The sequence below is a fragment of the Collinsella sp. AM41-2BH genome (genome assembly GCF_003468085.1).
In the GTDB taxonomy this organism is placed as follows: Bacteria; Actinomycetota; Coriobacteriia; order Coriobacteriales; family Coriobacteriaceae; genus Collinsella.
The window spans coordinates 48,524-74,831 of record NZ_QSGH01000005.1 but is presented as its reverse complement, the minus strand read 5'-3'; the positions used below and the strand labels follow the sequence as shown (position 1 = coordinate 74,831).

Annotated in this window: 25 protein-coding genes; 6 read left to right on the top strand and 19 right to left on the bottom strand. The window is 61.8% G+C overall.

The features are described 5' to 3' along the window. Positions 1-37 precede the first annotated feature (37 nt). From DW899_RS03920 to DW899_RS03910, 3 genes are read right to left on the bottom strand one after another with little or no spacing between them, the layout of a single operon-like run. A complete protein-coding gene (locus DW899_RS03920; protein ID WP_117800062.1) occupies positions 38-751 on the bottom strand; it encodes a DUF6580 family putative transport protein in 714 nt (237 codons plus the stop codon). A 4-nt stretch (positions 752-755) separates the two neighbouring features. Continuing rightward, positions 756-2,399: an ABC transporter ATP-binding protein gene (locus DW899_RS03915; RefSeq protein ID WP_117800061.1), complete on the bottom strand. Its 1,644-nt coding sequence runs from the start codon at positions 2,397-2,399 to the stop codon at positions 756-758. Then, positions 2,399-3,286 (bottom strand): energy-coupling factor transporter transmembrane component T, encoded by an 888-nt coding sequence (locus DW899_RS03910; RefSeq protein WP_233539894.1) that lies wholly within the window; start codon positions 3,284-3,286, stop codon positions 2,399-2,401. The genes DW899_RS03915 and DW899_RS03910 overlap by 1 nt, the downstream gene beginning before the upstream one ends. 199 nt (positions 3,287-3,485) lie before the next feature. Here DW899_RS03910 and glmU point away from each other — a divergent pair, with 199 nt between their 5' ends. The 5 genes from glmU (at position 3,486) to gltA (ending at position 9,564) form a co-directional block, all read left to right on the top strand. Next, positions 3,486-4,898 carry a bifunctional UDP-N-acetylglucosamine diphosphorylase/glucosamine-1-phosphate N-acetyltransferase GlmU gene (glmU, locus tag DW899_RS03905; protein WP_117800060.1) on the top strand — a complete coding sequence of 471 codons (1,413 nt, stop codon included), beginning with the start codon at positions 3,486-3,488 and terminating at the stop codon, positions 4,896-4,898. A gap of 193 nt (positions 4,899-5,091) precedes the next feature. Then, a complete protein-coding gene (locus tag DW899_RS03900) occupies positions 5,092-6,078 on the top strand; it encodes a ribose-phosphate pyrophosphokinase (RefSeq protein ID WP_117800059.1) in 987 nt (328 codons plus the stop codon). 245 nt (positions 6,079-6,323) lie between these two features. After that, positions 6,324-6,953 carry an aminoacyl-tRNA hydrolase gene (gene pth, locus DW899_RS03895; protein WP_199570257.1) on the top strand — a complete coding sequence of 210 codons (630 nt, stop codon included), beginning with the start codon at positions 6,324-6,326 and terminating at the stop codon, positions 6,951-6,953. A gap of 371 nt (positions 6,954-7,324) precedes the next feature. Next, positions 7,325-8,164: a sulfide/dihydroorotate dehydrogenase-like FAD/NAD-binding protein gene (locus DW899_RS03890; RefSeq protein WP_117647773.1), complete on the top strand. Its 840-nt coding sequence runs from the start codon at positions 7,325-7,327 to the stop codon at positions 8,162-8,164. Further along, complete coding sequence (gltA, locus tag DW899_RS03885) at positions 8,155-9,564, top strand: NADPH-dependent glutamate synthase (RefSeq protein ID WP_117647774.1); 1,410 nt, start codon at positions 8,155-8,157, stop codon at positions 9,562-9,564. The genes DW899_RS03890 and gltA overlap by 10 nt, the downstream gene beginning before the upstream one ends. Positions 9,565-10,025: 461 nt before the next feature. Here gltA and DW899_RS03880 read toward each other — a convergent pair whose 3' ends face one another. The 13 genes from DW899_RS03880 to purF form a co-directional block, all read right to left on the bottom strand. Then, a complete protein-coding gene (locus DW899_RS03880; RefSeq protein ID WP_117800058.1) occupies positions 10,026-10,649 on the bottom strand; it encodes an AAA family ATPase in 624 nt (207 codons plus the stop codon). 170 nt (positions 10,650-10,819) lie between these two features. Beyond that, positions 10,820-11,458 carry an amino acid ABC transporter permease gene (locus DW899_RS03875; RefSeq protein WP_055285379.1) on the bottom strand — a complete coding sequence of 213 codons (639 nt, stop codon included), beginning with the start codon at positions 11,456-11,458 and terminating at the stop codon, positions 10,820-10,822. A gap of 3 nt (positions 11,459-11,461) precedes the next feature. After that, complete coding sequence (locus DW899_RS03870) at positions 11,462-12,208, bottom strand: amino acid ABC transporter permease (RefSeq protein ID WP_035136546.1); 747 nt, start codon at positions 12,206-12,208, stop codon at positions 11,462-11,464. Positions 12,209-12,233: 25 nt separating this feature from the next. Beyond that, the gene (locus tag DW899_RS03865) at positions 12,234-13,109 is read right to left on the bottom strand and encodes a transporter substrate-binding domain-containing protein (RefSeq protein ID WP_082435536.1); all 876 of its coding nucleotides are present in this window, start codon (positions 13,107-13,109) and stop codon (positions 12,234-12,236) included. Between the two features lie 8 nt (positions 13,110-13,117). Beyond that, positions 13,118-13,849 carry an amino acid ABC transporter ATP-binding protein gene (locus DW899_RS03860; RefSeq protein WP_117800057.1) on the bottom strand — a complete coding sequence of 244 codons (732 nt, stop codon included), beginning with the start codon at positions 13,847-13,849 and terminating at the stop codon, positions 13,118-13,120. A gap of 349 nt (positions 13,850-14,198) precedes the next feature. Then, positions 14,199-14,642, bottom strand: a complete 444-nt coding sequence (locus DW899_RS03855; RefSeq protein WP_006235801.1) for a GatB/YqeY domain-containing protein — start codon at positions 14,640-14,642, stop codon at positions 14,199-14,201. 54 nt (positions 14,643-14,696) lie between these two features. Then, positions 14,697-15,917 (bottom strand): peptidylprolyl isomerase, encoded by a 1,221-nt coding sequence (locus DW899_RS03850; RefSeq protein WP_117800056.1) that lies wholly within the window; start codon positions 15,915-15,917, stop codon positions 14,697-14,699. A gap of 134 nt (positions 15,918-16,051) precedes the next feature. Then, a complete protein-coding gene (locus DW899_RS03845) occupies positions 16,052-16,516 on the bottom strand; it encodes a PTS sugar transporter subunit IIA (RefSeq protein WP_117584052.1) in 465 nt (154 codons plus the stop codon). A gap of 65 nt (positions 16,517-16,581) precedes the next feature. Beyond that, positions 16,582-17,049 (bottom strand): PIN domain-containing protein, encoded by a 468-nt coding sequence (locus DW899_RS03840; RefSeq protein ID WP_199408615.1) that lies wholly within the window; start codon positions 17,047-17,049, stop codon positions 16,582-16,584. Continuing rightward, positions 17,046-17,390 carry a type II toxin-antitoxin system RelB/DinJ family antitoxin gene (locus tag DW899_RS03835; RefSeq protein WP_117584050.1) on the bottom strand — a complete coding sequence of 115 codons (345 nt, stop codon included), beginning with the start codon at positions 17,388-17,390 and terminating at the stop codon, positions 17,046-17,048. The genes DW899_RS03840 and DW899_RS03835 overlap by 4 nt, the downstream gene beginning before the upstream one ends. A 143-nt stretch (positions 17,391-17,533) precedes the next feature. Next, positions 17,534-18,232, bottom strand: coding sequence for a phosphoribosylglycinamide formyltransferase (gene purN / locus DW899_RS03830; RefSeq protein ID WP_117800055.1), 699 nt, complete (start codon positions 18,230-18,232; stop codon positions 17,534-17,536). Continuing rightward, positions 18,222-19,325: a phosphoribosylformylglycinamidine cyclo-ligase gene (purM, locus tag DW899_RS03825; protein ID WP_117800054.1), complete on the bottom strand. Its 1,104-nt coding sequence runs from the start codon at positions 19,323-19,325 to the stop codon at positions 18,222-18,224. Before purM ends, purN begins: the two co-directional genes overlap by 11 nt. Positions 19,326-19,482: 157 nt before the next feature. Beyond that, positions 19,483-21,153 carry an amidophosphoribosyltransferase gene (purF, locus tag DW899_RS03820; protein WP_055251559.1) on the bottom strand — a complete coding sequence of 557 codons (1,671 nt, stop codon included), beginning with the start codon at positions 21,151-21,153 and terminating at the stop codon, positions 19,483-19,485. 296 nt (positions 21,154-21,449) lie between these two features. Here purF and DW899_RS03815 point away from each other — a divergent pair, with 296 nt between their 5' ends. Beyond that, a complete protein-coding gene (locus tag DW899_RS03815) occupies positions 21,450-22,679 on the top strand; it encodes a putative ABC transporter permease (RefSeq protein ID WP_117776583.1) in 1,230 nt (409 codons plus the stop codon). A 98-nt stretch (positions 22,680-22,777) separates the two neighbouring features. Here DW899_RS03815 and DW899_RS03810 read toward each other — a convergent pair whose 3' ends face one another. Genes DW899_RS03810 through DW899_RS03800 form a run of 3 tightly spaced genes read right to left on the bottom strand, consistent with a single transcriptional unit; the run spans position 22,778 to position 26,174 of the window. Beyond that, positions 22,778-23,590, bottom strand: coding sequence for a hypothetical protein (locus DW899_RS03810; protein WP_117800053.1), 813 nt, complete (start codon positions 23,588-23,590; stop codon positions 22,778-22,780). Further along, positions 23,568-24,614, bottom strand: coding sequence for a class C sortase (locus tag DW899_RS03805; RefSeq protein WP_147349721.1), 1,047 nt, complete (start codon positions 24,612-24,614; stop codon positions 23,568-23,570). The genes DW899_RS03810 and DW899_RS03805 overlap by 23 nt, the downstream gene beginning before the upstream one ends. Positions 24,615-24,644: 30 nt before the next feature. After that, a complete protein-coding gene (locus DW899_RS03800; protein WP_117800052.1) occupies positions 24,645-26,174 on the bottom strand; it encodes a SpaH/EbpB family LPXTG-anchored major pilin in 1,530 nt (509 codons plus the stop codon). Between the last annotated feature and the right edge of the window lie 134 nt (positions 26,175-26,308).

Below are 26,308 nucleotides of genomic sequence, written 5' to 3'. Positions count from 1 at the left end.
TTCGGCAGTATTGATTCCCGCCCCGGCGTAACCAACCCTACAGCCCGTATTTCACGACGACTCGGTTGATGCGGCGACACCAAGGCTTGTACAGGGCGACCAAAAACACGCAGGTCGCAAGGCCGTGCGTGATATCGAACGGTACGGCGGTGGCAAGACGCGCCATGGCACCCGCCCACGTGAGCGGTTGAACAAAACCGATAATGTCGTAGGCGTTGATCACAACGCCGTACAGCAAACCCGAAGCAAAGCCGTAGGTCAGCAGCGCCGGCATACGCACGGTGCCATCGGCGCGATCAAAAGCACCCGCATACGCCAGCGCACCGCCAACGTATCCCACGAGCCCCCAGGCATACATCTGCCACGGCGTCCACATGCCCTGTCCAAAAAAGAAATTGCTGGTCAGCGCCGCCAGCGCGCCAACCATAAAACCATTGCGGCGGCCAAGCGTCGCCCCCGCGATAATGGCGATGGCGCTCACCGGTTTAAAGTCGGGAATGGGGCCAAACAGAATGCGCCCCGCCGCAGCCAACGCCGCCAGAACCAGCGTTGGCATAATCTGGCGTAAGCCCGGGCGCGACGCCTCGTAGCCCGCAAAGAACAGCGCGAGCACCAGCGCCACCACGACAAGCATGGCAAGTGCCGCCTGTTCAACGCCCGCCAGCAACGCCGCAGCCATCACGGCTGGCACCGCCAGCAGCAGCGGGATCTCCAGTTTTGCGAGCAGGCGCGCGACGCGATAATCCGTCATCCCATCACGCCCTATAAAACACGTTGTCGGCAAAGAAGTCGGCCGGCGGCTCCATGCAGGCAATCTCACCGTCAAACATCATGGCAACGTCATCGGCAACCTGCTCGGCAAAATCCAGATCGTGCGTGGCCATGATGACGGTGCCACCAACCTTCGCATGGTCACGCAGGGCGCGGGCGATGATGCGGCGACTTGCCAGGTCTAGACCCTTGGTGGGCTCATCGAGCAATAGCAGTTCGGGGCCGATTAGCAGCAGTTTTGCCAATGCAAGCAGTTGACGCTGCCCGCCCGAAAGGTCATAGGGGTGGCGCTCCCCCAAGTCCGCGAGCCCCAGACTCGCCGCGCGCTCCCGCGCCATAGCCTCGTCGTACCCGCAGGCCGAAGCCCATTCCATCAGCTCGTCGCGCACCGTCTCGGCAACCAACAACGCCTTGGGATTCTGGGGCAGCAGCGCTGCCGAGGCCGCCCCGCGCACCATGCGGCCGCGCTGCAGCTTGGCGGTCTTCGCCAGCACCGAGAGCATCGTCGACTTACCGCATCCGTTGCCGCCCACGATCGCATGCACCGCACCGGCCGAAAACGCCACGTCGAGCCCGCGCAGCACCCAACCGCCCGCGCGATCGTAGCGAAACCAGCTCCCTGCCAGGGTGGTAGCCGACCCGCCGTGCATTTTTTGGAGTATTCTGCTCCCATCCGTGCGCGGGAAGGCTTCCGAGCCGTTCTCGAGCGACGTTTGCGCCACAAATTCGGACGATTTGTCCAATTCCGAACTTTTTTTCGCACTCGATACGTCCCCGGGCGGCTCCAGAGAGCCCAAATTGTCCTCACGCCTGCTGAATACTCCGTTTTTTGCACATCGGATGGCACCCCACCCCAACATGTCATCGGAAAACAGCGATTCTCGGCGTCCCAAAGAAGCCATATCCGCCACCTCGCGCACGCGACCGTCCTCAATCCGGTACGCGCACGTCGCATACTCGAGCATTGGGCGCGGTTGATGCGTAGCCACAACAACCGTGCAGCCCAGCTCGCGATTCACACGAAACAGCGCGTGCAGAAAATTCTTCTCGGCAACGGGATCGAGCTGAGACGTGGGCTCGTCGAGTAGCAGCACACGCGGACGCAGCGCCAGGACGGCGGCAAGCGACAGCAGCTGCTTGCGGCCACCCGAAAGCGTATCGGTATCGCGATGAAGCCAGTCCTCCAGACCAAAGAAATAGCTGGTTTCGGCAACACGGCGGCGCATCTCGTCGCGCGACACCCCCAGATTCTCTAGGCCAAACGCCATCTCGTGCCACACGGTCTCGCACACAATCTGGTTCTCGGGATCCTGGAACACGTAGCCCACGCACTCCGCAGACGCGCGCACGTCCATGTCGGCAACGTTCTCGCCCAGCACGCGCGCATCGCCAGTGCGCTCGCCCGCCGGAGCGATCTCGGGCTTGAGCAGCGACAGCAGCGTCGACTTACCCGATCCGGTACCGCCAACAAGCAGCGCAAATGCACCTTGGGGAACAGACCAGTCGAGCCCCTCGAGCACCGCAGCATCAGCCCCGGGGTAGGCAAAGCTCAGGCTCCGCGCCTCAATCGCCGGCATATCCGGGCCGCACGCCGCACCCGACACCGGGCCCCTATCCAACCGAGCCATCAGCCAAACCTCTTCTCATCGATCACATGCAACACGCAGGGCAGCACCATCCATGCAGCGTACACGACATAGCCCAGCCACGGCGCCGGCACCGAGAGCTGCGGATAAAACGAATACTGCGTCGTCGCGGTCCATGCCACCGCCACCGCGGCGGCACCAAACACCGCAAGTCCAACCAGCGCGGCAGCATCGCCGCGCGCCAGCCGATACCGCGCATACGTCGTACGGCGCGACGCAGCACCCCACCCGCGCGAGCGCATGGCATCCGCGCGCTCAAGCGAATCTTCCATGCCCCAGCCCATCAACACGCTCGACGCCCGCAGGCGCGAGCGCACGGGGTCGGCCGGCGCGCGGCCCGGCACATCAATCGCATCCTGCACCGCCAACACCGTACGACCGCGGCGCAAAAACTGCGGGATAAGCCGCATGCACATCGAGATCATGAGCGCAATCACCGGTGCGGCATTGCCCAGCAGCGCGAGCACCTTGTCGTATTCGAGCATCGATGCCGCAGCCTCAAACCACAACACGCTCGCCACGAACAGCCCGCCCATGCACAGGCCGTATACCATGCTCTCCAGATACACCGCGCGCATGCCAATACGGAACAGCTCCGTCGAGCCCGAGGCGCTAAACAGCGGATTGAGCACCGCAACGATCAAAACCACCGGCAGCTGCCAGCGGAGTGCGCCCAGCGTGCGGGCAGCCCCACGCGTCGCAAATCCATACGCCAGCCCGCCCGCAAGCGACAGCGCGATCAGCACCGGTTGCATCGAGAACATGGTGAGCCCCAGCGTCAGCACCATGTAGAGGGCCGGCACAGCCGGATGCGACATCGAGAATGCCGCGACGGGCTCGCCGCCAAACTCCTCTTGTATGTTGTCCACGGGCACCCCCGTCCCCTCGCTCAAACGACAGCTCCGCAGCACCGCCAACGCCGCACGCAAGCAGCGCAAACGCCACGCCGGCGGCGCAAACCTCAACCGCCGCAAACCAATCGCTACGCGCTCAACATATGCCTGCGGTATCATATTGCGCCGTGTATCGTTTCCAAACACACGTCTCTATAACGTAACAGGAGATCACATGGACGCAACCGCAATTATCCTCGCCGCCGGCGAGGGCACCCGCATGAAGTCGAACCACTGCAAGGTTTCGCACAAGATCCTGGGCAAGCCCATGGTCCAGTGGATCGTCGACGCTACCATCAAGGCCGGCTGCAGCCGCGTCGTGGTCGTCATCGGCAGCCACGCCGACGAGATGCGCGCCCTCATCGACGGCGCCTACGCCACCAGTGCCACCAAGGTCGAGTGCGTTGAGCAGACCGAGCGCCTGGGCACCGGTCATGCCGTGAAGGTCGCGCTCGAGGCCTGTGGCATCACGCAAGGCCCCGTCGTCGTGCTCAACGGCGACCTGCCGCTCATCACCGCCGACACCGTCGCCAAGTTCGCGCAAACCGTCGCCACCGGCGAGCTCGCCTGCACCGTCATGACCATGACCCCGCCCGATCCTTTCGGATACGGCCGCATCAAGCTGGGCGCCGATGGTCAGATCGAGCGCATCATCGAGCAGAAGGACTGCACGCCCGAGCAGGCCGCCACACTGCTGGAGTGCAACGCCGGCTGCTACGCCTTCGACGGCGCGCAGCTCGCCGCCCACATTAACGAGATCGGCAACGACAACGCGCAGTCCGAGTACTATCTGCCCGACATGCTCGAGATCCTCAAGGGCCACGGCCAGGCAGTCTCCATCTTCCACTGCGACGACTACCGCGACGGCCTGGGCGTCAACAGCCGCATCCAGCTCGCACAGCTTACCGCCATCGCGCGCGACCGCATCAACGAGCACTGGATGGCCGAGGGCGTTACCTTCATCGACCCCACGCAGGCCTGGATCGGCCCTGATGCCACCATCGGCCGCGACACCGTCGTCTGGCCGCAGACGCACCTGATCGGCCACGTCACCGTGGGCGAGGAGTGCCAGCTCGGCCCCAACAGCCGCCTCACCGACACCACCGTCGGCAGCGGCTGCACCATCGATGAGACCATCGCCATCGAGGCCGTCATCGAGAACGGCGTCGACTGCGGCCCGCGCGCCTACCTGCGCCCGGGCACCCACATGCTCGACGGCTCCAAGGCCGGCACGCACGTGGAGATCAAGAAGTCCACGATCGGCGAGGGCTCCAAGGTGCCGCACCTGTCCTACATCGGCGACACCACCATGGGCTCCGGCGTCAACGTGGGCGCGGGCTCCATCACCTGCAACTACGACGGCGTCCACAAGCACAAGACCGTCATCGGCAAGGATGCCTTCATTGGCTCCGACACCATGATGGTCGCGCCCGCCCAGATCGGCGACGGTGCACTCGTGGCCGCCGGCTCCGTCATCACCGAGCCGGTCCCGGCAGACGCGCTCGGCCTGGGCCGCGCCCGTCAGGTAAACATTGAGGGCTGGGCCGCCGATTATCGCCGCCGTCTGCACGAGGACGACGAGGTATAACGTTTTACCAAGCATCTAAGGAGCTGTTCCATGGGGGGCGGCTCCTTTTTCTATCGTGACCTGCGCAACCGGATGAGTGGTCGGTTCGTGTCCGTTGGCGGTAAAGACGTTATCAGGACCCGATAAACCCCGCCGCGCGGTTACAATGCAACAAGGCATCTATATGGCATTCGATGTATAAAGGAGAAGGGTAATGCCGATTAATGATCCCGAGAAGTCGGAGAATATGCGCAAGTCCATCCGCGTGTATTCCGGTTCCTCCAACCGTCCCCTCGCTCAGAAGATTGCTGAGTACCTTGGGGTCGAGCTTTCGGGCCTTACGCTAAAGCAGTTCGCCAATGGTGAGATTTACGCCCGCTACGACGAGACCGTCCGCGGCGCCGACGTCTTCCTGATTCAGTCCGTGGCCGGCGGCAACGTCAACGACATGCTCATGGAGCTGCTCATCGCCACCGACGCTGCCAAGCGCGCATCCGCCCGCTCCATCACCGCCGTTATCACCCACTACGGCTATGCCCGCCAGGACCGCAAGGCCGGCCCGCGCGAGCCCATCACCGCCCGCCTCGTCGCCAACCTGCTCGAGCGCGCCGGCGTCGACCGCATCATCACCCTCGATTTGCACCAGGGTCAGATCCAGGGCTTCTTTGATATCCCGGTTAACCACCTGTCCGCACTGCCGCTGTTTGGCCAGTACTACAACGACATGCACTTCGACACCGACAACCTGGTTGTCGTCTCCCCCGACGTGGGCCGCGCCAAGGCCGCCAAGAAGCTGTCCGACATGCTCGGCTGCGACCTGGCCATCGCCCACAAGGGCCGTCCGCGCCACAACGCCGCCGAGGTCATGGGCATCATCGGTGACATCAAGGGCAAGACCTGCATCATCAACGACGACATGATCGACACCGCTGGCACCCTGTGCGCCAACGTCAAGGAGCTCAAGGCTATGGGCGCTGGCGACATCTACGTCTGCGCCACCCACGGCATCTTCTCCGGTCCGGCCATCGAGCGTCTGAACGACGCCCCCATCGTCGAGTGCGTCGTCACCGATGCCATTCCCGTCGAGGTCGGCGGCAAGATTAAGACCATCTCGGTCGCCGAGGAGTTCGCTCAGGCCATCTCCGCCGTTTACCACGAGGAGCCCGTCTCCACGCTCGTCGGCGGCGACTTCGCACTGTAGTCGCTCGACCCTCGCATCCCTCCGGAAGCCCCGGACACGCCTGCGGGGTTATCAAAGCGAACGTCCTCGCCGCTTTGCGGCTGCGGGATGTTCGCTTTGATAACCCCTCCCGGCGTGTCCGGGGCTTCCTGCTGTCTCGGGGCAGCTGTTTTCTGAAATGACTTTGCTGCAACCTTTCCTCGCCTTCGGCGGGCGTGGTAGCCTTTGTCGTTGACTGAACTTTTATGTGTAACGAAAGGATGAACATGGCAGCTGCACAGCCGCTTAAGATTCGCATGGTTGCCGGACTTGGCAACCCGGGCGAGGAATATGCCGAGACCCGCCACAACGCCGGCTTTAAGGCGATCGACGAGCTGGCCCGTCAGGCCGGCGTCACGTACTGGAAAAACCAGGCAGGCGCCGAGGTCGCGCTCATTAATATCAACGATGCCGAGGAAGAGAACGGCAAGCGCCGGATCGTGCTGGTCAAGCCGCAGTCGTATATGAATACCTCGGGTGGCCCCATCTCCAAGCTCTGCCGCGAGTACAAGATCAAGGCCGAGGAGCTACTCGTGATTCACGACGAGCTCGACATTCCCGCCGGCGACGTACGTGTTAAGGTGGGTGGCGGCCACGCCGGCCACAACGGCCTGCGCTCCATCATCGACAAAATGGGCAGCCGCGACTTTAGTCGCATCCGCACCGGTATCGGCAACCCTCCCGGCAAGATGGCCGTGGCAGATTACGTGCTCAAGCAGCTGCGCGCCCGCGAGGCCGAGGACTTCCAGAACACCTGCGCCCGCGCCGCAGATGCCGCCGGTCTGGCCATCGTCCACGGCGTAATCTACGCCCGCGATCACGTAAACGGCGCCGCTTCCGCCAACGGCAAGCACTAAAACCTACTATTTAGGGATGTTAATTTTGGCAGGTTTTATCTACGGAAATGCCGTGGTGGCTGCATCGCAATAAACCCCGTACTGCCATACACACATAGCGCCCCAAGGGGGCCGGCCTCATCACAACCCGAGGCCGGCCCCCTTTGCCGTTTTACCTGATAAAACCGACCAAAATAAACCTCTCCCCCTTTGGTAGGCCAAAGTGGATAAACCCTGCTCCCAACCGCCGAAGACACACGTAAGTGACATGTCCATGAGGGTATAATTTGCACCGTATGTCTGCACAACGCCTGTGCGCGTACGGTTTTACTCGGGCTACCGTCCATTTCCGTGGAGGCACGGTTCGGCGGCCCTAACAAGAGAGGGGTTCTATGTATAAGATCCTGGAGAAGACGCAGTTCTCGGAGAAGGTGTTCAAGTTCCGCATCGAGGCGCCCGCAATCGCCAAGCATGCGCACGCTGGACAGTTCCTCATGGTCCGCGCCAACGAGACGGGCGAGCGCGTCCCGTTTACCCTGGCCGGCTGGAACGGTGACGAGGGCTGGGTCGAGTTCATCTTCATGGTGATCGGCAAGACCACCGAGATGCTTTCCACCTACGAGGCCGGCGAGTCGCTGCGCGACGTCGTGGGCCCGCTGGGAGTTCCCACTGAGATGGCCGAGGGCCCCTGCGCCGTCATTGGCGGCGGCGTCGGCCTGGCAATTGCCTTCCCGGTCGCCAAGCACCTGGTCGAGACCGGCCACGAGGTGCACGCCATCATGGGCGCCCGCACCAAGGACCTCCTGCTCATGGAGGACCAGTTCCGCGAGCTCCTCGACGAGGACCACATCCACATCACCACTGACGACGGCTCCTACGGCGAGCAGGGCGTTGTCACCGCTCCGCTGGAGCGCCTGCTGCAGGACAAGGCCGTGAGCCAGGTCTTCTGCGTCGGCCCCGTTCCGATGATGAAGTTCTCGACCCTCACCGCCCAGAAGTACGACACCCCCATCACCGCGTCGCTCAACCCCATCATGGTTGACGGCACCGGTATGTGCGGCTGCTGCCGCGTCGAGGTGGGCGGCGTGACCAAGTTCGCTTGCGTCGACGGCCCCGACTTCGATGCCACCTTGGTCGACTGGGATGACCTTCGTGCCCGCCAAGCCGCTTACCGTTCCGAAGAGGGCGCGTCCCTCAAGGCCTATGAGGAAAAGAGCTGCGCATGCCACTAGTTAACGGTCGTTTCGTTGCCGATATGAAGTCGCCCCGCACCCCCGATAACGAGGAGCCGGCTGCCGAGCGCGCCTGCGACTTCCGCCCCGTCGACAAGGGCTTCACCGAGGAGATGGCGCTGGCCGAGGCCGAGCGCTGCCTCAACTGCAAGAAGCCGTTCTGTGTCGAGGGCTGCCCCGTCAACATCAACATTCCCCGCTTTATCGAGCAGATCCGCGAGAAGGACTTTGGCGGCGCCCTCGATACCATCCGCGAGGACTCCATGCTTCCCGCTATCTGCGGCCGCGTCTGCCCGCAGGAGAACCAGTGCGAGGGCAAGTGCATCCGTGGTAAGAAGTCCGAGCCCGTGGCCATCGGCCAGCTCGAGCGCTTCCTGGGTGACCGCCCCGAGCTCGCTTCCACGCCCAAGATGGCTCCCAAGAACGGCAAGAAGGTCGCCGTCGTCGGCTCTGGCCCGTCCGGCATCACCTGCGCCGGCGAGCTCGCCCGCAACGGCTTTGACGTCACCGTCTTTGAGGCCTTCTTTACCGGCGGCGGCGTGCTGGTCTACGGCATCCCCGAGTTCCGTCTGCCCAAGGCGGTCGTCAAGCGCGAGATTGACGGCCTGGAGGACATGGGCGTCAAGTTTGAGTACAACTCCGTCGTGGGCAACATGGCCACGGCCGAGGAGCTGTTCGAGCAGGGCTTCGACGCCATCTATGTGGCGACCGGCGCTGGCCTGCCCAAGTTCCTCAACGTCCCCGGCGAGAACCTGCCCAACGTCTTCTTCGCGAACGAGTACCTCACCCGCGTGAACCTGATGAAGGCCAACAAGTTCCCCGAGTACGACACCCCCACCAAGCACGGCAAGAACGTCGTCGTCTTTGGTGGCGGCAACGTGGCTATGGACGCCGTCCGTACCGCCAAGCGCCTGGGCGCCGAGCACGCCATCATCGCCTACCGTCGTACCGAGGACGAGATGCCCTGCCGTCGCGCCGAGCTGCACCATGCTAAGGCCGAGGGCGTCGAGGTCCTGCCGCTCGTCTCCCCGCTCGAGTTTGTCGCTGGCGAGGACGGCTCCGTGTGCGCCGTCAAGGTCCAGAAGATGGAGCTCGGCGAGCCCGACGAGTCCGGCCGTCGTCGCCCGGTGCCCATCGAGGGCGCCATCGAGGAGATCCCCTGCGACGTCGCGATCTCGGCTATCGGCACCAACGCCAACCCCTTCGCTGCCAAGATCGGCGGCAAGATGGAGCTCAACAAGTGGGGCTACATCGTCGCCGACGAGGAGACCGGCCAGACCACCGATCCCCGCATCTGGGCCGGCGGCGACATCGTCACCGGTGCCGCTACGGTCATTCTGGCGATGGGCGCCGGCAAGAAGGCCGCCGCTTCGATCACCAAGAGCCTGCTGGGCGAGTAATCACCTGCAGCACTAGCCATCAAACGGCAAAGTCCCCGTCGAGCACACGCCCGGCGGGGACTTTTTTCTATGCCGGCCGCCCCAACCACCACGATGGGGCAGGCACCTTTGTGGTGGTTGGGGACTTGCCCGGTCGTTTTGTCTCAATCTGTAACAGCTGGAGTCCGTTGAGCCCTGCAGTTGTTACAGATCGAGATATTGTGCCGGCCGCCCACGCCGCATCTCAATCTGTAACAGTTAGAGACCAAATATGCCGCCTGGTGTTACAGATCAAGACGTTGGGCTGACGGCCGAACGGTTCATCTAAATCTGTAACAGTTAGAGCCATTTTCGCTGGCTTGGTGTTACAGATCGAGATTTTGCAAAAGCCGAGGATAGGCACTGCCGCCAAGGCCTTTCCCTCGGCCTAAAACAAAACCCCCACAAAGGTGCCTGTGTCCCCCTTGTGGTGGTTTGGTCGGTTAGTCTTCGAGCTGCGCTACTTTGTAGCGGTAGGCAGCGGCGATAACGTCTTTGCAGCCCTCGCGGCCCAGCTTGGCGCGGTTGACGACGATGTCCTTACCGCTCGTCATCTTCCACTTTCCGGCGCTATAGCGCTTATAGAACGCCTCGCGTGCCTTCTGCTGCTGCTTGACCAGCTTGGCGCCCTTCTTTTTGTTAAGGCCACGCTTCTTGCGGACAATCTCGACGCGGTCCTCAAAGGGGGCGGTCACCAACACGGCAATATGGTTGGGGTTGTTACGCAGCAGGTAATCGGACAGACGGCCTTCGATAATGCAGCTCTCGGTCTCGCCCAGGTCCAAAATCACCTGGCTCATCTTTTGGAACAACTTGTCCGAGTACGAACGCGCATCGTAGCGGTCGGGCAGAAACGCCATGTTCTCCACGGCCAGACGCTCGTCGTAGGCGGCCATCTTGTCGAGCGACTCGCCCGCGCGCAGCGACGCGCGCACCAGTAGCTCGTTGTCGTACAGAGGAATCCCCAACTCGTTGGCGAGGATGCGTCCGATCTCGTGGCCCTCGGCACCAAAGTCGCGCGCGATGGTAATGACCACAGGATTCTTCTTATTCTCCAGATCGCTCATCGCGATTCCTTTCTAACAAATGAGAAAAGGCAATTCCTGATTCCCATTTTGTCACTTACGACCGTCCTGGTTTCCCAAGTGCGGCAGATTGCCCCGAAAGAGGAGCGCCGCGTACTAAATGTACGCAAGCGACGATTGAGGGGCAAGGTGCCGTGCTTGGGGAAGCAGGACTATGCGGCCACGATGCGGCGTTGATATGCCCTCACCAGCAGCGAGATACCAAAGTTGAGCACAAAGTACATCGCAAACACCAGGCCGTAGAGCATAAGCACCTGCGACAGGTCGATCGCATGGGCCATCACGACGTTTGCCGTGTACATGAGCTCGGCCACGTTAATCCCCGAAAGATACGAGCTGTCCTTGATGACGGTCGTGCACTGGCTAAACAGCGCCGGAATGATCGTCTTAAACGTCTGCGGCAGAATGATGTAGCGCATGGTGGCAAAGAAGCCAAAGCCCTGGCTCTGCGCTGCCTCAAACTGGCCGCGCGGAATCGAGTTGAGACCGCCGCGCACAATCTCGGCCATAACGGCGCTGGTAAACAGCGTAAAGGCGATGGTCGAAATCACAATGTCCAAACCCTGCACCGTAAAGTAGATAAACAGGATCCACAGCAGGTTCGGCGTGCAGCGGAACAGCTCGATATAGGCGCTCACCAGAATACGGAATGGGCGGGGCGCATAGCTTTTAACGAGCGCCAGCACCGTGCCAAAGATGAGCGAGAAAAAGATCGACAGCGCCGAGATCTCTATGGTCTTAACAAAGCCGCCCCAAATGTAGAGCAGGTTGGTCGCGTTGAAGATTTCCATGCGCTAGGCCTCCTCTACGTTGTCGAGCCCCAGCTCGGCCAGGCTCACACCGCGCGGACGCTCCTTGGAGCGGCGCTCGAGCCACTGCACCAGCATGGCGAGCGGAAAGCAGATAATGAAGTACATAAGGCAGCAGACGATGTACCCCTGCAGGTAACCGTACAGACTCACAAAGTTGTCGGAACGGTACATAAGGTCGCCGCCGGCCACAAGCGCCAGCACCGACGTATTTTTGACCAGGTTGAGCGCCTGGTTACACAGCGGCGGCAGAATGATCTTGAATGTCTGGGGCAGCACGATGTACCAGTACGCCTGCGCACGGGTGAAGCCCTGGCTCTGGGCCGCCTCCATCTGACCGCGCGGAACCGCCTCGATACCAGTGCGGATGACCTCCGAAATGTAGGCCGCGTGATACAGACCCACGCCCAAGAAGCCCAGCACGAACGGCGCGATGCGCACCGGCTGGTCGGCACCGGTTATGGCCTGCAGAAACTGCGGACCAGCCATGTACATAAAGAGCACCTGCACGGGCAACGGGGTGTTCTGGTAAAACTCCACGTACACGCGGCTTATGGCGCGCAGCACGCGCGAACGGGTGGTAGAGAACACACCCAGCAGCGTGCCCAGCACCAGCGACAGCAGCAGACCGGCAACGACCACCTGTAGCGTCACGCCAAAGCCCTCCCAGAAGGGCCCCATGTTTTGAAATGTCGTCGACCAACGGTCGGCGTCAAATAATCCTTCGAGCATTTGATTCCTTCCTTGGACGATGCGCCTATACAAGACCCCAGGTCTTGACCTCTTGGTCGAGCCAGCCGTCGGCCAGACGATCGCAAATCACCTGATCGACCACGGCCGAAAGGTCGCAGCCCTTCTTGGTCGCCACGCCGTAGCCCTGCTCGCCAAACTTGACCTCGGGCTGCAGCAGCTCAACGGTCTCGTTCATGTAACCGGCCAGCGTGGAGCGGTCCATGGCAAAGACGTCGATATTGCCGGCGTCGAGCGAGCTCTTGATGATGGGGTAGCCGCTAAAGGCCCTAAACTCGGGCTTGCAGCTAAAGCCGTTGTCCTTGATCATCTGCTCGATCAGGCCCTGCGTGGTGGCACCCTGGCTCACGCCGATGACCTTGCCGTCCAGGTCCTCAATCGAGGTAAAGCCCGAACGCTTCTTGACCATGAGTCCAACGTAGTCGGTGCGGTACGGCGTCGAGAAATCCCAGCTCTTCTTGCGCTCGTCGGTGATGGTGTAGGTCGCCGCGACCACGTCGAGTTGGCCGTTATCGATCAGCGGGCCGCGCGTCTTGGGCGTTACGTCGGTAAACTCGACAAGCTCCTGGGCGCGGGCCTCTTTGTAGCTCACGCCAAAGACGGCAGCGGCGATCTGGTAGCACAAATCGACTTCCATGCCCTCAAAGCGACCCTTGGCGGTGTCGTAATAGCCGTAGCCGGGAACGTCTTTCTTAACGCCGGCATTCAGATGGCCGCGCGACTTGATGGCCGCAAGCTTGGATCCCTTGTCGGAACCCTCGCCGCTGGTGGAGTTGCCGCAACCGGTGAGCGCGGTCCCCGTCAGCGCAAGCATGCCGGCGCCAGCCAGCTGCAAAAAGTGACGGCGCGATACAGCCGCCCTCGTCATATCCGTCATGTCCATCACCGCGCCTAGTGCAGAATCTTGGACAGGAACTCGCGGCAGCGCGGGTTCTCGGGGTTATCGAAGAAGTGCTCGGGCGTGCCCTCCTCAAGGATGCGGCCGTCCTCCATAAAGATGACGCGGTCGGCCACCTGGCGCGCAAAGCCCATCTCGTGCGTCACGCAGATCATGGTGATGTCCTCCTGCGCGAGCTCAATCATAACGTCCAGAACCTCCTGGACCATCTCGGGGTCGAGTGCCGAGGTAGGCTCGTCAAACAGGATGATGGGTTGCTTGGTGCACAGGGCGCGGGCGATGGCGATACGCTGCTGCTGACCGCCCGAGAGGTTCTGCGGATACTCGCCAGCCTTATGTGCCATACCGACGCGCCTGAGCGCGGCGACGGCGATCTCGGTCGCCTCCTCCTTGCTCCTCTTTTGCAGCTTGATGGGCGCGAGCGTCAGGTTGCCGAGCACCGTCATGTTGGGGTACAGGTTGAACTGCTGAAACACCATGGAGCTATACTTGCGAGCCATCTCCAGGTGATTCTTTTTGGTGAGCGGTGTGCCGTCGATGATGACCTCGCCCGACGTGGGCTCCTCCAGATAATCGACACAGCGGATGAGCGTCGACTTGCCCGAGCCGGAAGGCCCGATCATTACGAGCTTCTCGCCGCGCTTGACGGTGAGGTTGATATCTTTGAGCACATGCAGGTCGCCAAAGTACTTGTTGAGATGCTTGATCTCGATCATGTCTGCCATGAATGTCCCTTCCCTGCGTTAATACGAATTGCACTATTGTACGGAAAGAACCACGTTTCCGCAGCCAACGCTGCATCCCCGTAAAGAACCCGCAACCTTCCACCCACTCATTGGGCACTCGGGCACTCATTGGGAACCCGCAATCTTCCGCCCACTCATTGGGCACTCGGGCACTCATTGGGGACAGACTTAAATGAGTACCCTTAAATGAGTACCCTTAAATGATCACCTACTCATTGGGTACTCATTTAAGTCTGTCCCCAATGAGTGCCCTTCAGCTGCCATCAAAAAAGGGGCGCGACCGCAATGGTCACGCCCCCCTCAACATCAACTATGTGTCGGCCGGCACTTACGCCAATTTCGCGCCAACGATCTTGGCCGCGGCAGGCTTGTCGAAGTTGCCGCCAGTGGCCTTACCCAGAGCGCCCATGACCTGGCCCATCTGCTTCTTGGACGTGGCGCCCAGCTCGGCGATGACCTGCTCGATCAGAGCCTCGAGCTCCTCGCCCGAAACCTGCGCGGGCAGCAGGCTCTCCAGAATCTTGACCTGCTCGGTCAGGTTGTCGGTACGCTCTTGGTCGGTGCCGGCCTTGATGGACATCTCCAGCGTCTCGCTCGTCTGCTTGATCAGACGCTTGATCATGCTGTTGACGTCTTCCTCGGTCACATCGCGGCGCTCGTTGACCTCGATATTCTTCACCTCGGCCTTAACCTGGCGAATGATGGACAGGCGAACCTTGTCCTTGGCCTTCATGGCCGCGATCATTTCTTTCTGCAGCTCTTCGTTGGTCATCTGCTAATCCTCTCTAATAGCGTGGGCGGTACTCGCGCGAGCACCGCCCCATGATTACTCAGTCGTCGACGAATCGTCGGTCGAGCTCTTGGTGACGCCCTTCAGACTCACGTTATAGGGTACGTCCTTGGGCATGGGGTTGACGGTGATGTCGGCATCCTTCTTGTACTGCTCCAGCCACTCGCTGTACGCAGTGCTGGCCGCTTGCGTCTTCACCACATTGGAGACGTACTTTTTGATGGCCTTGGGCACCTGGTTGATGTCATCAACCTGATTATCGACATGGAAGTAGTCGGTGCACTTGACGATGTGGTAACCATACGTCGACTCGACGACTTCGCTCACATCGCCCTTGTTGAGCCCCTCGAGCGCCGTCTGGTAGCTGTCGACAAAGGTGGTGAGCTTATCCCAGCCCACATCGCCCTTCTTCTCCTTGGAACCGGTGTCCTCGGAGTACTGTTCAACGGCGTCCTCAAAGCTCAGCTCACCGGAGTTGATCTTGTCCAGGCACTCCTGCGCCTTGGCCTTGGCGGCAGCCTTGTCCTCGTCGGAAGCGTCGGAATCAACCTTGATCAGGATGTTCGACGAGCGACGGGCATCGTTGTAGTTGGACAGGTTCTCGTTGATGTAATCGACAATCTCGCTGTCCTTGGGCTTGCTGGTGGGCGCCACAGCATCCTTAAGCTTTTGCTGCGCCAGGCTCTCCTTGAGCGAGCTCTTATAGGTGTCCTCGGTGTAGCCGTAAGTCTTAAGGGTCTTCTTAAAGGCCTTGGCACCGCCCGCGCTCTTGCACGCGTCCTTCCAAGCCTTCTCGACCTCCTCGTCCGACACCGTCACGCCGTTCTCTTTCTGTGCCTGTTGAAGCAGAATCTGCTGCGTGTAGGAGTCGATGAGTTGCTTGCGATACTTCTTGGGCGTGAGGTCGTTGTCGACCAGATACTGCGCCCAGTCCTTGTCCTTGGTGTAGCCGTAGGACGTGCGCATGCTCATGATCTGCTTGGTCACGGTGTCCTCGGTGAGGTTGGTGCCGTTGATAGTAGCAGCAACACCGCCGGTCAGCTTGTAGCCCGAGGTGTCCTCGGCCTGCGACATAAGGCCAGAGCACGCCATGGCCGAGACAGAAAGCAGCATTGCTAGCACGCCAATAACCACCAGGACGATCTTGACGGTCTTGGACACGCGGGTCTTGCGCTGCTTCTTGCGAGAGCTGGAGGCGGCGCGAGCCTGCTGCTCGGGCGTCGGCTCGGGTGCGGGGTTCTTTTTCTTATTTGCCATAGTTGGCCTTTCGCATAACGAATCGAACAAACGCCATTGTGTCACAACGCAGCCCCCGCGACAAAGGGGCAACCCTGGCACTTGGGGACGTTCCTTTTCTGCCGGCAGTTAGGGACAGTCCCCAAGTGCCGGCTTTAAAAGTGGCGGCGGATGGCGTCGACCATGCCTTGGGGCGTGGTCTGGCCGAGCACATCGGCTGCGACGTCCGCGTCCATAAAGATATTCATGAGCGCTTGCAGGGCCTCGACCTGGCCGCCCGGCTCGGCGATGCCCAGATTGATGACGATCTGCGCCGGCACCGGAGCACCCATGCCAGCCATAGCGTTAAATGTCACGGACGTGGCGGGCTTTACCACCGCGATATAGGGCTTGGCCACAAACCCCGGGTCGGTGTGTGGGATGGCGATGTTGGCCGCCGGCATGGCAAGGCCCGTGGGATAGGCATCCTCGCGCGTGCGGACGGCGTCGAGCCAACCGGTGCAGATGTAGCCGCGTGGGGCAAGTTCGCCTTCGAGTCGCGCAAACACCTCGGCGGGCGTCGCGCACTCCCAATCAAAAAACACCAGCTCAGGCGTAAACAGTGCTTCGTTATCCGCCATACCGTCCTCCAAAGTTGCATGAGGGCCACAATGCTCAATATGATAGCGAAACGGGGTATGCAAGGTTAGCCGAGGATCCCGATGAGCTCGAGTGCGCGCGCGGGCGTCAAGCATACCTCGGGCATCGTCTCCAACATGCGTCGGTCGCTCGTGACTACGTAGTCAACATCCGCCGTATCGCCCGAGGCAATAATGAGATTGTCCTCGAGGTCCGGCATGCGCTTGCCAAGCATGCGCGCCATCTCGCACTCCGCCATCGAAAGCGGGGAAGCCGTTGCCACCTGCATCATATGCTCGACGCATGCCCATGCAGCCGGACCGAACGAAGCGTTAATCCCATTCACATTCCGTCGAGCTAGACGCCGAGGCAAGATATAGAACACGTCCTTTGCCGTCGTTGGCGCGTACAGAAGGTCGATCTTTCCCGCTTCGGCCAGTTCAACCAATCTTCTCACGTTGTCGAATGCGCCCTCTTGCAGGTAGTAATCAAGCCAAACATTCGTGTCCACCAAGAGCCGCTTTGCCTCAATCATCGGCAATTCGCCTCTATGTCGGCAATCATCGCGTCATACATATCATCGCGTACGGCATCCCAGTTGTCCGCCGATGATTCGCCTGGCGCAAAATCTGAGAAGCTCAACCCCAATGAGGAAAAAGCCAGACCACACCCCTGTTCGGCAAGACTCTTCGCACGGGGCGTCTCGCACTTATCCGTCACCATAAATCCCGGCAACGTTTGATGCTCGGCAAGATAGGTCCAAAGCGCACGAATGGCGTCACTCGGCCCCAGCCCATTACGAGTCAGGACCGCATCGCCACCGGCCTTGAGCATAGGGTCGATTCGTGTGTTGAGCTGCACCGTTGCTGTACCCATAGCGGCCCCTCTCTACTTGCTAGCAGTATAGCAAACAGAGTAGACCACACAAAAGGGCCCCGCCCGCGCACGGACAGGGCCCTATCAGATTTTCTAGATCGCTTACGTCCCAAAGAACGCTCAATGAGCCCTCTTACACACGACTAGCGTGCCGGATCAATTGCGACCTTGCCGCTCTCCACCACGTGGACGCGGCCGTCGGCGAGCATTTGCACGACCTCGGGATACAGCACGTGCTCAATCGCGTGGATGTGCTCCTCGAGCGTGTCGACATCCCAGCCCTCCTCGACAGCCAGCGCACGCTGGGCGATGATGGGACCGTTGTCGTAGACCTCGTTGGCAAAATGCACGGTCACGCCAGTTACCTTGACGCCGCGCGCAAAGGCATCGTCAATCGCATGCGCACCGGTAAAACTCGGCAGCAGCGCCGGATGCAAGTTGACCACGCGGTTGGGAAACGCCGCCAACAGAGGCGTGTGCACCATGCGCATGTAGCCGGCCATGACCACATACTCGCAGCCGCGCTCGAGAAGCTCGTGCGCGATGATCTCATCGGCGGCAATAGGATCGGCGTAGACATCCTTGGACAGCGTGAGCGTCTGGACGCCCGCGCGCTCAGCGCGCTGCAGGCCCTTGGCCGAAGGACGGCTCGACACCACAAGCTCAATCGAAGCGTTGAGCTTGCCGGCGGCGATCAGATCGATCAGCGCCTGCAGGTTGGTACCCGAACCGCTGATGAGCACACCGATCTTGAGCGGCTCGGCCGTATCGGTGCCGGTCGGACGGGTGTAGGGCACAAAGCCCAGGCCCTCACTAGCAGCCATCTGATCGTTAGCGCTCATCGGAGTACACGACCTTACCGGAACCCTCGACGCACTCGCCCACGCGGAACGGTTTCTCGCCCAGCGCGACCAGGGCCTCGGTCACGGCAGCCTCGTCCTCGGGGGCGACGATCAGGCACAGGCCAATGCCCATGTTGAAGGTCTTGCATGCCTCGTTAGGCGCAAGCTCGGCCTGGCGCGACACGTAGGTGATGACGGGCGGAACGTCCCAACCCATCTCGGCGCCGTTGCGGGTGACCACGGCGTCGACGTCGTCGGCGAGCGCGCGGTTGAGGTTCTCGGTAATACCGCCGCCAGTGATGTGGGCGATGGCATGCACCGGAGCGCCGCCGCGGAGCAGCTCAAGAACCGGCTTGACGTAGATGCGCGTGGGAGCCAGCAGAGCGTCGGCCAGCGAAGCACCGCCGAGCTCCTCGAGCGGACGGCTCAGCTCCTCGGCCTTAGCGGCGGCCTCGGGCGTGCCCGGCTTAATGCCGTCGACGCCAATAACCTTGCGCACGAGCGAGTAGCCGTTGGAGTGCACGCCGGTGGAAGGCAGGCCCAGGATCACATCGCCCGGGCGAACGTTCGCGGGGTCGAGCATCTTGGGACGATCGACGACGCCCACGGTAAAGCCGGCGAGGTCGTAGTCGGCCGGAGCCATAACGCCCGGGTGCTCGGCCATCTCGCCGCCCACGAGCGCGCAGCCCGCGAGCTTGCAGCCGTCGGCCACACCCTTGATGATCTTTGCCATGTGCTCGGCCTCGATGTGACCGATGGCGACGTAGTCCAGGAAGAACAGCGGCTCCGCGCCCGAAGCCAAAATGTCGTTGACGCACATAGCGACCAGATCCTGGCCCACCGTCTCGTGACGGTCCATGATCTGGGCGAGCACGAGCTTGGTGCCCACGCCGTCGGTACCGCTGATCAGGATCGGGTCTTCCATATCCTTAAGCGCGGCGGCCGAGAACAGGCCACCGAAGCCGCCGATGCCGCCGATAACTTCGGGACGATTGGTGTCCTTGACCATCTGCTTAATCGCGTCGACGGCGCGACCGCCCTCGGCGGTATCGACGCCGGCGTCCTCGTACGTCACATGCTTGCTGTCGCTCATCTGAGCCTTCCTCTCCCACTACCGTCGCGCCGCGCGGGCGCCAAACGGTGCTCATAATTGCGTTCATTTCGGCGTGTGCCATAACAGCACCCGCCGTCATATCAACAAAACAGCAGGTAAAACCTACCAAAATATACCTGTCCCCATATGGCAGGTTTTAGGCCTCGCCGTGCTCCTCTTCCCAGCTGCGGTCGTCGTATTTCTCGACCACGGCGTCGTCGTCAAAGTACAGCGGCTTGTCCAGGTTGCGGGGCTTAAAGCCCTCCATAAACTTGTCGCGGCCAAAGCTCTCGGGAATCGCCACGGGGTAGCGGCCGGTAAAGCACGCATCGCAGTAACCGCCCTTGGGCATGACCTTCAGCAGGCCCTCGACCGAAAGGAAGGCCAACGAATCGGCGCCGATATACTCGCAAATCTCGTCGACCGTCTTGTTGGCGCTGATGAGCTGCGACTGCACGTCGGTATCGATACCGTAGAAGCACGGCCAAATGACCTCTGGCGAGTTGATGCGGATGTGAATCTCCTTGGCGCCGGCGTTGCGCAGCATCTTGACAAGCTGCACCATGGTGGTGCCTCGCACGATGGAGTCGTCGATGACGACCAGGCGCTTGCCCTCGATGTTGTCGCGCAGCGGGTTGAGTTTCATACGCACGCCCATGGCGCGCAACTCCTGCGTAGGCTCGATAAACGTACGGCCCACGTAGCGGTTCTTGATAAGGCCCTCGCCAAAGGGAATACCGCTCTCGTGCGAATACCCCTCCGCGGGCGGCAGGCCGGAGTCGGGCACGCCGATGACCAGGTCGGCCTCGACGGGCTCCTCATGTGCCAGCTGGCGACCCATGTCGTAACGGCAGGCATAGACGCTCTTGCCGTTCATGATGGAGTCGGGGCGGGCAAAGTAGACCTGCTCAAAGATGCAGTTTGCGGGCTCTTCGGCTGCAGGCACGCCCTGCTCGGATACCAGGCCCTCGGCGCTGATGCGCAAGATCTCGCCGGGACGGACGTCACGGACGTACTCGGCACCCACGATGTCGAGTGCGCAGGTCTCGGAAGCAACGACCCAGCCGCCGGCGCGCGTGACACGAACGGCGGAGTCGACCGTCGCGGCGCCGTCCTGCGACGGCAGCTGCGAAACGGCTGCGGCGTCGGCCTGATCCAGACCCTCGTCCACCAGCTTGCCCAGCACGAGCGGGCGAATGCCGTGCGGATCGCGGAATGCATAGAGCGCCTGCTCGTTGATGAGCGTCATGGCGTAGCCGCCGCGCACGAGCTCCATGGTCTTGCGAATGCCCTCGCGCAGATGGCCCGTACGCTGGGTAAAGTAGCCGATGAGTTTGGTCGCGACCTCGGAATCCGAATTGGAGAGGAATGGCACGCCCAGCTCGATCAGCTGGCGGCGCAGCTCGTCGGTGTTGACGAGGGTGCCGTTGTGCGCGAGCGCGATAATGACGCTGTTGATGGTAGAGAGGTGCGGCTGAGAGGCTTCCCAGCTCTTGGCGCCGGCGGTGCCGTAGCGCACATGACCCACGGCCAGCTGGCCGGAGAGCGTCGACAGGTCGGCATTGGAGAACACGCGGTCGAGCAGGCCCAGATCCTTGCGGACCATAACCGTGCCGCCGTCACCCACGGCGATTCCCGCCGATTCCTGGCCACGGTGCTGCAGTGCACGCAGGCCAAAGTACGTCAGTCGAGCCACGTCGCGATCGGGCGCCCATACGCCGAAAATGCCACATTCCTCATGCAGCTGGTCGGAGTCCGGATCATACGTCGACATGGTGTTCACCTGTCCCGCGGCACGCTCGGCCGCGCGGATGGTTTCTTGAGACATGGTATCCCCTCAGAGCCTCGTTTTTTTGGCGTTACCCGCCTTATTATACGCACGGCGCGACGTGCTCCTCAGCGCATGAGCAGCGCTTTTTAAAAGCCCACCGAGCTTATAATCCGTTTTGCAGCCAAACATTTTATTGGGCAATCGCCTCGGGACCGACGATCCCGCATGCTTCCGTTGCGGCGCGTCTCGCCCGCCGTTAGGGCTTACATTGTTGCAATTGGGACGTTCGTCCTGTCTTTTGGCAGGTCGGCGGCGTATCCTTATAACCTACAACAAAGCGAGAAAGGTTCTGTATGGATCGAAACGAACTCGACCCCAGCGTCCCCAGCGCCACGGAGGTCAAGAAGATCCCCCTCATCATTAAGGTGTACGCTGTCCTGTGCATCCTTTCCGGCGTGGGCACGCTCCCGTCGGTCGCTGCCTTTATGTGGCAGGTCATCACGGCACTTGTTAACGGCAACGCCACCGAAAAGCTCGGCGACAACACGCTCGTCGCAGTCGGCCTTATCGTCGCCGGCATCATGCTCTCTGCGGCAAGTGCCGTCATCCTAATCATCTTTGGCCTGGACCTTATCAAGAACCAGCGCCGCAACGCCGCCCGCCTGTCCTACATCCTTATTGCATTCACCGTCGTCGAGCTTTTGGTCGACGTGATGCTCCAGGGCATCGGGCCCTTCCTGCTGCGTCCCGCGATCCAGCTCGGCATCCTCGTTGCACTTTCGGCAACCGTCGACCCCACGCTTCGTCAGGAGCGCGAACTGCAGCGCCGCCTGCAGGAGATGCTCGACCGCGACGCCGCCGCCGAGGGCATGCTCGGGCGCGATGAAACCGGCGAAGGCTACATCAAGCTCAACTACTTCAACCTGTTCTGGGTGTTCTTTGTCTGCTGCGTGCTCGGCCTGATCGCCGAGGACATCTGGCACATGACGGTCGACGACCCGGGCGTCTACCAGAACCGCGCCGGCATGCTGTTTGGTCCCTTCAGTCCCATCTACGGATTTGGCGCCGTGCTCATGACCATGGTGCTTAACCGCTTCTACAAAAAGAACCCCATCATCATTTTCCTGGTGAGCGCCCTGCTCGGCGCCAGCTTTGAGGTGTTCGTGGGCTGGTTTATGCAGACCGCGTTTGGCGTGGTCTCGTGGAGCTACTCGCACATAACGCTGTTCGGTTTGCCCGATCCGCTCGTGGTCCTCACGGGCGGACGCACCTGCACGGGCTTCGCCTGCCTGTGGGGCCTGGGCGGCCTCATCTGGATCAAGCTGCTGCTGCCGAGGCTGCTTAAGCTTATCAACAAGATCCCCTGGAAGAGCCGCTACTCGGCCACCGTCATCTTTACCGTTATCATGCTGGTCGACGGCGTCATGACGCTGCAGTCGCTCGACTACTGGTACCAGCGCGTTAACGGCACGGAGCCGGACATTCCCGTCGCACAGTTCTACGGAGAGCACTTCGATAACGAGTACATGGAAAACCGCTTCCAGAGCATGACCATGAGCCCCAAGGATGCGACGCGCGTATAACGCTGCGCATTCCCACCGCACAAGAAAGCCCGCCGGCAGTTCATCACAAGCTGCTGGCGGGCTTTTGTTGTGGATGGGACGGGGCGCCTTTGCCCCACTCAGGCGCGCTTTTCGCGCAGGCGGCGGCCGATGAGGACGGCGATGGAACCGCCTGCCACCAGCAGGCACACCACGCCGATAACGTAGTCGCCGGTCGTGGGCAACCAGCCAGGCGTGCCGCGATCGGGCTCAGCGCCACCACCGTTGCCACCGGGATGGTCGACATCCGCCCACTCGAACTTAGGATCGACGTCCACGTCATAGGCAAACGCGCCGTCCTCTAACTGCGGCACGGAGACCAGTACGGGATCGCAGGTCAGGCCCTTGTTGGCATCGGCCACACCGGTTCGTACCACTAGGTACAGGCCGCTATCGAGACCGGAAAACGTCAGCCTTCGCGCACCCTCCGACACCCTCTGCGACACGCCGGCATCAAGCGACCCCGCATCGCGCGCGGCCTGCGCCAGTTCACGCGCCGCGGCAGCGACGTCAGACGCGGCCAGCGACGCCCAATCGCGGTCGTAACGCGCGAAACCCGCTGCCATGGTGTACGCCACGCCCGCAGACTGCCCGTTGCCGCCGTCGTATACCTGCGCCGTTGCGACCCGTACCAGGGTGAACGTATCCCCCACGAGCCGATGAGAGCCGCGGGCGTCCTCAGCGACAACGGACAGGGAAACAGACCCCCTCGGAGCGGCAGCCGCCACCTGAGGCGCGACCACGGCGGCGGTAAGCATCCCGGCACACGCGAAAACGGCGAGCACCAAGGCGAGGCACGTGCGCCGAACCGCTCGAAACCAGGTGACCGCAAAGGCGCCGCCACCAAAACGGCGCGAAGCCCACGTATCGTTATCGCATATGCTTGCCATCATAACCGCCCTTCCTTGTCGAATCGTGCGTCCCGGCCGAGCCAGCGCCGTGCCCGCGGCCCGAGTCGCCAGGCAGTGCCACCATGCGCGTCTCCCCTGTACCAGCCGCGTCGCACGAGCTCCCCGCCTGCCGTGCACCGGCCACGCGCGAACCCGCCGCTGCATGGGCGGCGTCGCGCCGCGCCCCGATCGCACGCCCGATTAGCAACGACGCGAGCAGTACAGCAAGCACCGCCAACGCGATCATCAGCGCAAGGTACGGCAAGGGAATGTTGATTGGATTGCCGGACACGCCCACCTGCGAATCCATGTCAGCCGTATACGGTATGGCATGCCCTCTCACCAGCAGACGATGAGAATTTATGCCGTACGGTGTACAGGTGACGAGGGTCAGGCAGTCGTCCCCGGCGGTGATGTTGAGCGATTCCGTCTGGTCGGGCAGGACGGTCTCGATCTGGTCGACCTGGTAGGCGAACGTGCTCTTTAGCACGCGGACGAAGAAGATGTCGCCCTTTTTCATCCGGTCCAGGTCCGTGAACAGCTTGGCGGACGGCAGCCCGCGATGGCCGGACAGCGCCGCGTGCGTGCTGGCCCCGCCCACGGGCAGCGACGACGTGTCGATGTGGCCCACGCCCACCTGGAGCGTGGCCTCGTCGGTGCCGTGGTAGATGGGCAGCGTCTCATCCAGACGCGGGATGGTAATGTAGCCCATCACGCCGTCGCCGTTGAGGTTGAGCAGCTGGTTGTATTGCTCGCGCAGCTGCGTGGACGAGACGGTGCCGGCATCCGCGCCACCATCGGCAGCGGAGATGCCGGCAAGCCCCGCGAGCCGGGCGTTGTAGGCCCACGCGGCATCGAGCATCGCCTGGGCGTCCTCGTCGGACAGCGCGTCGACGGCCTCCTGGTAAGCGGAGACTACGCGCGACGCGTTGCGCTCGACGAGGAAGTTCGAGATGGTGGGGTACGCCATGATGGCGAGCCCCACCAGAACCACAAGCAGCGGAAATATGTCGCGCAGGCGCTTCAAAGTGTGTCAGCCCAGCTCAGATAGCGTGCGCTAGTTCTGCGCGCGACGACGGGCGATGGTCCACGCCACGCCGGCGATGACGATCGCAGCACCCGCGACGGTGAAGATCACGGTGCCCATGCCGCCAGTGGAGGGCAGGAGGGTGCCTTTGTTGTTCTTGACGGTGACGGTCGTGCCCGTCGCGCCGTCGGCCGTCACGGTGTGGTTGATGAGCGTGCCGTCGGCGTTGTAGGTCGCGGCGATGGTGACCTTGACCGGGGCGGCGAGCTTGTTGTAGCCACTCGGGGCCTTCACCTCAGAGAGCTTGTAGACGCCCTCCTTCAGGCCGGTGAACTTGATGATGCCGTTCTCGGGGGTGGTCACGTTCGTGTTGCCACCGGTTTCGCCGGTCTTGATCGGGCGGTAGCCGTCGTTGCCGTCGGAGATGAGGGTGATGGCGGTGCCGTCGGTGCCAAGAAGCTGGAACTCGGCGCCGGAGAGGACGGCGTCGTTGTCGCCGATCTTCTTGAGGTCGAAGCCGAAGTCATAAGTGTGGGTCTTGCTCGGCTCGGAGGTACCGGTGCCAGTGCCACCGGGATTGTTGCTGTACTCGACGTGGGCGGTGTTGAGGTTGTCCTTGCCCACGACCGCGTTCTCGTTGAGGGTGGCGGAGTAGGTCACGACGATGGCATCGCCGGCGGTGAGGTTCTTGATGTCGTTCGAGAAATCAAGCGAGAGAGAGCGCGTTGCCTCATCGTACTTCTTCACGAAGATGGTGTAATCCTTGCCGCCAACAGTCACCTTAACGTCGTTATTGAAGGTGAGGCCGGTGGACAGGGTATCGTGGATGACGAACGTGTAGGTGTTGTACTCGGAGGTATCGGGCACCGCGGACCTGAGGGTGAAGCTCACCTTGTCGCCCACCTGGGCGCTCGAGTGGTTGTCGTTCTTGTCGCCGTTCTCAACGGTCTTGGTAACACCGGGGTACACGCTCTTGAGCTCGACCGGGTCGGACGTAGCCGAGACCACGTTGTAGAGCATGGCGTCGTTGCCGCGCATAGCGGACGTGGAGCCGCCCTGCGGGGCGAAGATGTAGTAGCCGTACTCAAGGCCGGTGAAGGTGGCCTTATAGTAGCCGTTGTCAGCCGTCGTCGAGGCATTGGCGGTACCGGCAGCCGTGATGCCGCTGGAGGTCTTCGCGTAATCAGCCGCTTCCTTGGCGAACGTCACGAGCGTGGCGCCCTTGTTGCCATCGACAAGGTCCTTTACATAGCTGTACGCCTTTTCAGACAGCGCAGCGCCCGTATCAGAGGTGCTGAGCTTAACCTGGAAGAAACCCTCCCACACGGTGTTCAGCGTGTAGGTCGCACTCGTGACCTTGCCGTTCTCAACGACTGGGTTCTCGACCGTGAACATCTGGTACGCCGTCACTGTCTTGCCCGCGAACTCGGCATTCTTGCTCTGGATCGTGAACGAGCCCGTCGCGGCCTGAGCCTCCGCCGGGGCTACCGCCACAGCGCCCACGAGCGCCACGGCTACCAGCGCGAACAGCACCAGCGCTTTCTTGAAGATAGTAGTCATCTTTCTTCCTTTCTCGCTATCTCCCTTATTGATCACATAGCTATATCCTCGCGGAGCCGGTGTTCCCGACCTGCGTTGTTTCCCGTTCGCCTATCCCGCGCGTGGCGCCCCTCTGTCGAGAGGAACCCCCGGAG

Coding starts and splice junctions, on each gene's coding strand:
- DW899_RS03920 (WP_117800062.1), bottom strand. CDS start 751: ATGACGGATTATCGCGTCGCGCGCCTGCTCGCAAAACTGGAGATCCCG.
- DW899_RS03915 (WP_117800061.1), bottom strand. CDS start 2,399: ATGGCTCGGTTGGATAGGGGCCCGGTGTCGGGTGCGGCGTGCGGCCCG.
- glmU (WP_117800060.1), top strand. CDS start 3,486: ATGGACGCAACCGCAATTATCCTCGCCGCCGGCGAGGGCACCCGCATG.
- DW899_RS03900 (WP_117800059.1), top strand. CDS start 5,092: ATGCCGATTAATGATCCCGAGAAGTCGGAGAATATGCGCAAGTCCATC.
- pth (WP_199570257.1), top strand. CDS start 6,324: ATGGCAGCTGCACAGCCGCTTAAGATTCGCATGGTTGCCGGACTTGGC.
- DW899_RS03890 (WP_117647773.1), top strand. CDS start 7,325: ATGTATAAGATCCTGGAGAAGACGCAGTTCTCGGAGAAGGTGTTCAAG.
- gltA (WP_117647774.1), top strand. CDS start 8,155: ATGCCACTAGTTAACGGTCGTTTCGTTGCCGATATGAAGTCGCCCCGC.
- DW899_RS03880 (WP_117800058.1), bottom strand. CDS start 10,649: ATGAGCGATCTGGAGAATAAGAAGAATCCTGTGGTCATTACCATCGCG.
- DW899_RS03875 (WP_055285379.1), bottom strand. CDS start 11,458: ATGGAAATCTTCAACGCGACCAACCTGCTCTACATTTGGGGCGGCTTT.
- DW899_RS03870 (WP_035136546.1), bottom strand. CDS start 12,208: ATGCTCGAAGGATTATTTGACGCCGACCGTTGGTCGACGACATTTCAA.
- DW899_RS03865 (WP_082435536.1), bottom strand. CDS start 13,109: ATGGACATGACGGATATGACGAGGGCGGCTGTATCGCGCCGTCACTTT.
- DW899_RS03860 (WP_117800057.1), bottom strand. CDS start 13,849: ATGGCAGACATGATCGAGATCAAGCATCTCAACAAGTACTTTGGCGAC.
- DW899_RS03855 (WP_006235801.1), bottom strand. CDS start 14,642: ATGACCAACGAAGAGCTGCAGAAAGAAATGATCGCGGCCATGAAGGCC.
- DW899_RS03850 (WP_117800056.1), bottom strand. CDS start 15,917: ATGGCAAATAAGAAAAAGAACCCCGCACCCGAGCCGACGCCCGAGCAG.
- DW899_RS03845 (WP_117584052.1), bottom strand. CDS start 16,516: ATGGCGGATAACGAAGCACTGTTTACGCCTGAGCTGGTGTTTTTTGAT.
- DW899_RS03840 (WP_199408615.1), bottom strand. CDS start 17,049: ATGATTGAGGCAAAGCGGCTCTTGGTGGACACGAATGTTTGGCTTGAT.
- DW899_RS03835 (WP_117584050.1), bottom strand. CDS start 17,390: ATGGGTACAGCAACGGTGCAGCTCAACACACGAATCGACCCTATGCTC.
- purN (WP_117800055.1), bottom strand. CDS start 18,232: ATGAGCGCTAACGATCAGATGGCTGCTAGTGAGGGCCTGGGCTTTGTG.
- purM (WP_117800054.1), bottom strand. CDS start 19,325: ATGAGCGACAGCAAGCATGTGACGTACGAGGACGCCGGCGTCGATACC.
- purF (WP_055251559.1), bottom strand. CDS start 21,153: ATGTCTCAAGAAACCATCCGCGCGGCCGAGCGTGCCGCGGGACAGGTG.
- DW899_RS03815 (WP_117776583.1), top strand. CDS start 21,450: ATGGATCGAAACGAACTCGACCCCAGCGTCCCCAGCGCCACGGAGGTC.
- DW899_RS03810 (WP_117800053.1), bottom strand. CDS start 23,590: ATGATGGCAAGCATATGCGATAACGATACGTGGGCTTCGCGCCGTTTT.
- DW899_RS03800 (WP_117800052.1), bottom strand. CDS start 26,174: ATGACTACTATCTTCAAGAAAGCGCTGGTGCTGTTCGCGCTGGTAGCC.